The following is a 7,155-nucleotide window of genomic DNA, read 5'->3' on the forward strand; positions in this document are numbered from 1 at the left end:
GGGAGGCGAACTATAGCAAACGTCTTCCACCCTTGGCAAGTGCTTTTGAGAAAATACTTTAAGTATTTTCCATCAGCCTTTTTGTCCAAGGATTCCTCCTTATATAGAAGGCTTACTTTGGCTTGTGATAACTGGTCACCAGTTCAACTTCATTCTTCGATCCCAGGAAGACCGGCACACGCTGGTGCAGCTTTTCAGGCTGGATATCAAGTATGCGTTGCTGGCCATCGGTGGCTGCGCCGCCTGCCTGCTCGACCAGGAAAGCCATCGGGTTGGCTTCATACATCAAGCGCAACTTGCCTGGCTTGTCCGGCTCACGCGCATCGGCTGGATACATAAAGATGCCGCCGCGGGTGAGGATGCGATGTACATCGGTCACCATGGAGGCGATCCAGCGCATATTGAAATCCTTGCTGCGCGGGCCGGTAGTGCCAGCCAGCAGTTCATCTATATAGCGTTTGACCGGCGCCTGCCAGTGACGTGCATTGGATGCATTGATCGCATATTCCTGGGTATCGGCTGGGATCTCCATGTTCTTGTGCGTCATTACCCATGCACCCATCTCGCGGTCCAGCGTAAAGCATTGCACGCCATCACCTGTGGTGAGCACCAGCAATGTTTGCGGGCCATAAAGAGCGTAGCCAGCCACAACCTGCCGGGTGCCGGGCTGCAAGAAATCCGCTTCCGTCGGCGCCTGCATGCCATCGGCTGCCTTCAATACCGAGAATATCGTGCCTATAGATACATTCACATCGATATTGCTGGAGCCATCCAGTGGATCGAACAGCAAAAGATACTCGCCCATAGGGTAGCGGTTCGGTATCGGATGGATGGTTTCCATTTCTTCCGATGCCATCGCCGCCAGATGGCCGCCCCATTCATTGGCTTCCAGCAGGATATCGTTGGAAATGATGTCGAGCTTCTTTTGCACCTCGCCCTGCACGTTTTCACTGTGCGCACTGCCCAGCACTTCACCCAGCGCGCCTTTACCGACGGCGTGACTGATCGTCTTGCAGGCGCGCGCAACGACTTCTATCAATAGACGCAGCTCCGCCGGAATTTTGTTGTGCAGGCGCTGCTCTTCAATGAGGTATTGCGTGAGGCTGATACGTTTCATGACATCCTTTAATCTTGATCTAACTTCATTAATTGCCGTTTTGCCTAGCAATTGTATGTGTTGTTCTATTAATTTGCTGCGAGCGACTTCGTCACGACTTCTTCCACATCCTTGGAAAGCTTGGGCGCGTCTGCCACAAGCTGCAAAGCGGCGCGCATCTTTTCCTGCAAGACGGGCGCATATTTACGCCAGCGATCCAGGCTGCGCGCCAGACGTGCAGCCACTTGCGGGTTGATTGCATCAAGCGCAATCACCTGTTCGGCCCAGTAGACATAGCCGCTACCGTCGGCAGCGTGAAAACGTGATGGATTGCCATTGCAGAAACTGAAGATCAGGCTGCGTGCCCGGTTCGGGTTCTTGAGCGAAAACGCCGAATGCTGCATCAAGGCACGTACCGCTGCCACATCCGTGGTACGCGCCATGGCTTGCAGGCTGAACCATTTATCGATGACCAGCGGCTCTTGCTCGAAATCGGCATAAAACCTGGCCAACGCTGCAGCCCGGCCCGGCGCCTGGCTGTTTACCAAGGCCGACAGCGCCGCAATCCGATCCGTCATGTTGTTGGCTTGATCATATTGCGCCTGCGCCAGTGCATGCGCAGCTGCATCATCTATATCTGTCAGGTAAGACAGGGCCAGATTCTTCAATCCCCGCTTGCCCGACGATGTCGCATCCGGGCTGTAAGGTCCGTCGGTTTGATGGTCTTTATATATATGGGTGAAATCCGCCCGCAAAGCTTGCGCCAGCGACAGGCGCAGGAAACGGCGCGCCGTGTGTATCGCTTGCGGGTCGATCACGTCCATCTGTTCGGAAATAACGGTTTCTGCCGGCAGCGTCAGCGCGGTCTCGCGGAATGCCGGATCCAGTGCCTGCTCATTCAGCGTCGCACGCAGGCTGTCGCTCAATGCCTGGTCTACGCTCAAGGTATCCGACTGCTGCACCGATGCAGTCAGCGAGAGCAGGCGACGCGTTGCCAGACGCTGCCCGGCTTCCCAGCGATTGAAGGCATCGCTGTCATGCGCCATCAGGAAGGCGAGCTCATCTTCGCTGTAGTCGTATTCCAGCACCACCGGCGCGGAAAAATTGCGCAAGATCGAAGGCACCGGCTTTTCCTTCACATGGACGAAGCGGAATGTTTGCTGCGTACCGTTCAACTCCAGCACCACCGTGGTCGGATTGCCACTGATGCCGCCGTATGAAAGCGGCATGTCGCGCCCTGCGCCGTCAAGCAAACCCACGGCAACCGGAATATGGAAAGGCAGCTTTTTGGCCTGTCCCGGTGTCGGCGCACAAGATTGCGACAAGGTGATGTCGTATGTCTGCGCGACCGGATCGTAAGAAGTCCTGGCAATCACCTTCGGCGTACCCGCCTGGCTGTACCAGCGCTCGAATTGCGTCAGGTCGCGCCCGTTGGCATCGAACATCGCAGCACGGAAATCATCGCACTCGACCGCCTGCCCATCGTGGCGCTCGAAATACAGGTCCATCCCCTTGCGGAAACCATCACGGCCCAGCAGGGTCTGGTACATGCGCACGACTTCTGCGCCTTTTTCATAAATCGTGACGGTATAAAAGTTGCTGATCTCGACAAACGAGTCCGGGCGCACCGGATGGGCCATCGGACCTGCATCTTCCGGAAATTGCGCCTGGCGCAGCATGCGCACGTCTTCTATGCGCTTGACTGCGCGGCCGCTGGCTGTGCCTATCATGTCAGCCGAAAATTCCTGATCGCGGAACACCGTCAAGCCTTCCTTCAGGGATAACTGGAACCAGTCGCGGCAAGTCACGCGGTTGCCGGTCCAGTTATGGAAGTATTCATGTCCGACCACGGATTCGATATTGGCGTAATCAGCATCGGTGGCTATGCGCGAATTGGCCAGCACATACTTGGTGTTGAAAATGTTCAGGCCCTTGTTCTCCATCGCGCCCATATTGAAGTCGCCCACGGCGACGATCATGAAGCGGTCCAGATCGAGTTCCAGCCCATAGCGCTGTTCATCCCAGCGTATGCTGTTGATCAGCGAATCCATCGCATGCTGCGTCTTGTCCAGATTGCCGTCTTCGACCCACACCTGCAGCAAGGCATCGCGACCGGATTTGAGTTTGATCCTCTCTTCCTGACAGACCAACTGGCCGGCAACCAGCGCGAACAGATAGGATGGCTTCTTGAACGGATCTTCCCACAAGGCATAGTGGCGGCCATCGCCCAGATCACCCTCTTCGATCAGATTGCCATTCGACAGCAGCACCGGATATTTCTTTTTATCGGCGCGCAGCATGACCTTGTATTTCGCCATCACATCCGGACGATCGGGGAAATAAGTGATCTTGCGGAAGCCTTCGGCTTCGCATTGCGTGAAAAAATTGCCATTCGATACATACAAACCCATCAGCGAGGTGTTTTTATCCGGCCGTATCAGGGTTTCAATTTCCAGCACGACCTCATCCGGCGCGACTGGAATGCGCAACACATCTTTATCGAGTTGGTAATCGCGTTTCGACAGCAATTTGCCATTGAGGCGGATTTGCACCAGCTCCAGCCCCTCGCCGTACAGCAGCAGCGCCTGCTCCGCGCTGGCCGGATTGCGCGTCAATGTCATCCGCGTTGCAACCCTGGTTGCCGACGGATCGAGATCAAATCCCATCTCGACGGTGTGTACCCAATAGCCAGGCTGTGTGTAGTCTTTGCGATATATCGCGGATGGAGTGTCGGTGCGCATAGGAATAGGGGTATCAGGCGAGGCCAGGCAAAACACCATTTTACCAATCATGGGATAGGAAATGGAATCTGCTTGTCTGAGCCTGAGATAGCTGGAAAAACCATGCAAGCCTGCAATGCATGCTTATCCCGACAACCAGCGGAAATGGAATGGGCAACTTGCGAAATGCAAGCACTCTTTCCCCCATTCCCGCTATGCTTCGTATCTGGGATACAGGAGATTTGAAATGCGGCGTTATTTACTGGTATTGATAGCCTTATCGAGCGTCTTGCTCAGCGGTTGCGCGAGCTTCATACGCAGCGATGTCATAGCATTTCACGATTGGCCAGCCAATCTGCAAGAAAAATCCTATGTATTTGAGCGCAAGGCGGGGCAGGAAAACAATCTAGAACACCAGAATTATGAAAATCTGGTGCGTAGCGAGCTAAGGCGCCTTGGTTTTAACGAAGTGCAGGCGCAGCGCAGCGCCCATCTGAAGGTCGTTCTCGATTACCGTATCGACGTGCGCGATGTAAAAGTCGTGCAACCGGTTGTCACCGATCCCTACTGGCCATACTGGTATGGCCATCCCTATTACGATCCCAGACGCGGCTATTACGGCCCCTACTATGATCCATTCTGGCATCCGGGACCGGTCACGCAATATCGCGAAGTCCAGTACCAGTTATTCCGGCGTCAGCTCAACATCCTGATTACGCGCATCAAGGATGGTAAAAAACTCTATGACGTGACAGTCGACAGCGATGGCGGGAATGGTGCCATGGCTTTCGCTATGCCTTACATGGTGCGCAGTGCATTCCTGGACTTTCCCGGCCAGAGCGGCGTGCCGCGGCGCGTGAATCTGGAAATCAAGGAATGACGGTCAGGCACAACTCTGGCGCCTGAGCGCGGGCAAACAAAAAGGCGGCCTTGAGGCCGCCTTTTTGTTTTAACTGCCCATCCGATAATTACGATGTGTAATACGCGAGCGAACCGAAAGTCAGCGCCACTACCATTGCGACGCCAAATGCGAGCAGCAACAGCAGGCGACCGAATTTAGGTTTGCCATCTGCATCGGATGGCTGTTCTTGCGGGTGTTTGTCTGTATCCAGTTCTTGCATGGCAAATCCTTAAGGAATCAAAATGGTGGAGCCGGTGGTTTTGCGCGATTCAAGATCACGATGCGCTTGCGCCACGTCTTTCAGTGCATAGCGCTGATTGACATCGATTTTAATCTTTCCGCTCTCCACCATGCCGAATAACTCGCCTGCCATCATTTCCAGGTCGTCGCGTTTGGCTGTATAGCTGAAGATCGATGGGCGCGTAATGAACAGGGACCCGCGCGAGGCCAGTTCATTGAGGCTGAATGGCGGCACCGGGCCGGACGCGCTGCCGTAACTGACCATCATACCCAGCGGCGACAGGCAATCGAGCGAACCGGTGAAGGTATCCTTGCCTATCGAATCGTAGACTACCGGCACGCCCTGGCCGCCGGTGATTTCCTTGACGCGCTCGACAAAATTTTCCTTGTTGTAATTGATGGTGTGCACGCAACCGTTGGCTTTTGCCAGCTCGGCTTTTTCATCCGAGCCCACGGTGCCTATCATCGTCACGCCCAGCGCCCGCGCCCACTGGCAGGCGATCAGGCCGACGCCGCCGGCGGCGGCATGGAACAGTATCGTCTCGCCACCCTGCAGGCGGAACGTGCGGCGAAACAGGTATTGCACCGTCAAGCCCTGCAACATCATCGCCGCAGCAGTTTCGAAGCCGATGGCGTCCGGCAGCTTGACCAGTATGTCGGCCGGCAGCACGCGCGCTTCTGCATAGGCGCCGCAAGGACGGCCAGCATATGCCACCCGGTCACCAGGCTGTATGTGCGACACGCCGGCACCCACCGCCTCCACCACGCCGGCACCTTCCATGCCCAGGCCGGCCGGCAGCGGCTGCGCATACAAGCCGGTACGGAAATACACATCGATAAAGTTCAAACCGCATGCCATCTGGCGGATCAGCGCTTCGCCGGGACCGGGCGCAGGAAGATCGACATCGACATATTCCATGACCTCAGGCCCGCCGGTTTTCAGGATTCTGATTGCTTTCGTCATATGAAGCTCGCTTATTAAATGTTCATGCATTGATCAAATTAAAACGTGCCGGCTGCGCACCAGGTATAGATTTTTCCCGCATACGCACATCCATCCCTTGCTAAGATTTCTTTCTGGATAGCAGATAAATACCGCATAACACCAGCGCCGTTCCAGCCAGTTGCATCCCGGTAATCGGCTCATCGAGGATCAGCGCCGCCAGAAACAGTGTAGATACCGGACCTATCATGCCGGCCTGCGAAGCCGTTGCCGCACCTATCCTGTCCACCGCTATCATGGTCAGGAACACTGGCAATACGGTACAGAGAAATGCGTTGATCATCGACAGGCTGTAGACATCCATCGGTTGCACCAGCATCGAAACCGGGCGCAGGATGAAAAACTGCCCTATGCACGCCACGCTGGAGACGCACATCGCATACGAAACCAGGCGCAATGGACCAACGCGCCGCACCAGCTCACCCGTGCCGACCAGATAAATCGCATATGAAATCGCACTGCCCAAAACCAGCAAGCCCCCAATCACGACGGCATTCCCGCCTACCTGCACATCCTGGATGAAGACCAGCACCGTGCCCAGATATGAAGTGCCGAGCGCCGCCCATTCAATTGCCGTGATTTTTTTCTTCATCAAAAAAACCGATATCAGCAAGACGAAGGATGGCGTCAAAAACAGGATCAGTCGCTCCAGGCCGGCAGAAATATATTGCAGGCCAAGAAAATCGAGGAAGCTGGAAAGGTAGTAGCCGATCAAACCCAGGAACACGATTTGCCATTTGTCCCTGCGGCTCAATGGGGTCGCATTGCGCGAGCGCCAGATGCCGATGGCGATGAAGAATGGCAGTGAAAATAGCATCCGGAAAGCGATCAGCGTCACCGCATCGACGCCGTGGCGGTAAATCAACTTGGCAACGATGGCTTTGGTGGAAAACAGAACCGCGCCGAGTATCGCGATGCTCAGGCCGATCAGAAAAAGCTTGCGTGCGGATGAAGGGGGGCTTGAAGCGGACATGCCGCCATTGTAAAGGCTAAGCGGGTTTTGAGTTTTTCCGCCGCCCTGAAGTGCCGTCTTAAGTGCCGCCGTCAATACTCACGCCACGCTGCTCGCAGCGCGGCTCTATCGCGTTACAGCAGATGACCGAGCTTGGCCGCCTTGGTAGTCAGATAACGCTCGTTGAATGGATTGCGCGTCACCACCAGCGGCACACGCTCCACCACTTTCAAGCCGAGTTGT

General features: G+C 55.4%; 6 protein-coding genes and 1 pseudogene. 1 reads left to right on the forward strand and 6 read right to left on the reverse strand.

Translation table 11 applies throughout. The annotated features are described in order from the left end of the window. Positions 1 to 112: 112 nt before the first annotated feature. Both Q7T06_RS07200 and pepN read right to left on the reverse strand, forming a co-directional pair. The gene (locus tag Q7T06_RS07200; protein ID WP_304782612.1) at positions 113 to 1,117 is read right to left on the reverse strand and encodes a class 1 fructose-bisphosphatase; all 1,005 of its coding nucleotides are present in this window, start codon (positions 1,115 to 1,117) and stop codon (positions 113 to 115) included. Between the two features lie 68 nt (positions 1,118 to 1,185). Beyond that, positions 1,186 to 3,837 (reverse strand): aminopeptidase N, encoded by a 2,652-nt coding sequence (gene pepN / locus Q7T06_RS07205; RefSeq protein ID WP_304782614.1) that lies wholly within the window; start codon positions 3,835 to 3,837, stop codon positions 1,186 to 1,188. A 226-nt stretch (positions 3,838 to 4,063) separates the two neighbouring features. On the opposite strand from pepN, the gene Q7T06_RS07210 reads away from it, so the two are divergent. Continuing rightward, complete coding sequence (locus Q7T06_RS07210) at positions 4,064 to 4,696, forward strand: DUF4136 domain-containing protein (protein WP_304782616.1); 633 nt, start codon at positions 4,064 to 4,066, stop codon at positions 4,694 to 4,696. Positions 4,697 to 4,784: 88 nt separating this feature from the next. Here the strand turns inward: Q7T06_RS07210 and Q7T06_RS07215 are convergent, their stop codons facing one another. The 4 genes and pseudogenes from Q7T06_RS07215 to Q7T06_RS07230 form a co-directional block, all read right to left on the reverse strand. After that, positions 4,785 to 4,937 (reverse strand): hypothetical protein, encoded by a 153-nt coding sequence (locus Q7T06_RS07215; RefSeq protein WP_304782617.1) that lies wholly within the window; start codon positions 4,935 to 4,937, stop codon positions 4,785 to 4,787. Positions 4,938 to 4,946: 9 nt separating this feature from the next. Next, the gene (locus Q7T06_RS07220) at positions 4,947 to 5,921 is read right to left on the reverse strand and encodes a quinone oxidoreductase (RefSeq protein ID WP_304782619.1); all 975 of its coding nucleotides are present in this window, start codon (positions 5,919 to 5,921) and stop codon (positions 4,947 to 4,949) included. Between the two features lie 100 nt (positions 5,922 to 6,021). Further along, on the reverse strand, positions 6,022 to 6,933 hold the full coding sequence (locus Q7T06_RS07225; RefSeq protein ID WP_304782622.1) for a DMT family transporter: 912 nt from the start codon (positions 6,931 to 6,933) through the stop codon (positions 6,022 to 6,024). Positions 6,934 to 7,046: 113 nt separating this feature from the next. After that, a pseudogene (locus Q7T06_RS07230) lies at positions 7,047 to 7,155 on the reverse strand (GTP cyclohydrolase II); the annotation flags it as partial.

It is taken from the genome of Herminiimonas sp. (assembly GCF_030645555.1).
Taxonomy (GTDB): domain Bacteria; phylum Pseudomonadota; class Gammaproteobacteria; order Burkholderiales; family Burkholderiaceae_D; genus Oxalicibacterium.

What these genes read in the sequence shown, in the direction of transcription:
- Q7T06_RS07200 (WP_304782612.1), bottom strand. Translation starts at nt 1,117, where the DNA reads ATGAAACGTATCAGCCTCACGCAATACCTCATTGAAGAGCAGCGCCTG.
- pepN (WP_304782614.1), bottom strand. Translation starts at nt 3,837, where the DNA reads ATGCGCACCGACACTCCATCCGCGATATATCGCAAAGACTACACACAG.
- Q7T06_RS07210 (WP_304782616.1), top strand. Translation starts at nt 4,064, where the DNA reads ATGCGGCGTTATTTACTGGTATTGATAGCCTTATCGAGCGTCTTGCTC.
- Q7T06_RS07215 (WP_304782617.1), bottom strand. Translation starts at nt 4,937, where the DNA reads ATGCAAGAACTGGATACAGACAAACACCCGCAAGAACAGCCATCCGAT.
- Q7T06_RS07220 (WP_304782619.1), bottom strand. Translation starts at nt 5,921, where the DNA reads ATGACGAAAGCAATCAGAATCCTGAAAACCGGCGGGCCTGAGGTCATG.
- Q7T06_RS07225 (WP_304782622.1), bottom strand. Translation starts at nt 6,933, where the DNA reads ATGTCCGCTTCAAGCCCCCCTTCATCCGCACGCAAGCTTTTTCTGATC.